Raw genomic sequence first — 241 nt, 5'->3', positions numbered from 1 at the left:
GCGCCCGATCCAGCGTCAACGGCCAGGATTCGCCCACGCAACGTACGTAAGGCAGCGCCTGTTTGACGATCACCCGGCTCACCCCTTCGCGATCGCGGATCTTGAACACCAGATTCAGGTTGCCGTCACCGATCTCGTCAGCGCTGACCAGTGCCTGCGGTTCAGACACCCGACCGTATTGGCGGGCGTATTCAACGGCGTCGGTAGCCGTAAACGTACGATAAAGCGACATTCCCCAACC

General features: G+C 60.6%; 1 pseudogene. It reads right to left on the bottom strand.

Annotated features, from left to right (window positions below):
• Positions 1-241: pseudogene (locus tag MJX74_RS21675) on the bottom strand (S-methyl-5-thioribose kinase); the annotation flags it as partial.

This window comes from Rheinheimera hassiensis (assembly GCF_022436675.1).
Lineage (GTDB): Bacteria > Pseudomonadota > Gammaproteobacteria > Enterobacterales > Alteromonadaceae > Alishewanella > Alishewanella hassiensis.
Note: the sequence above shows the minus strand (reverse complement) of the source record. Positions and strands in the feature narration are given on the sequence as shown.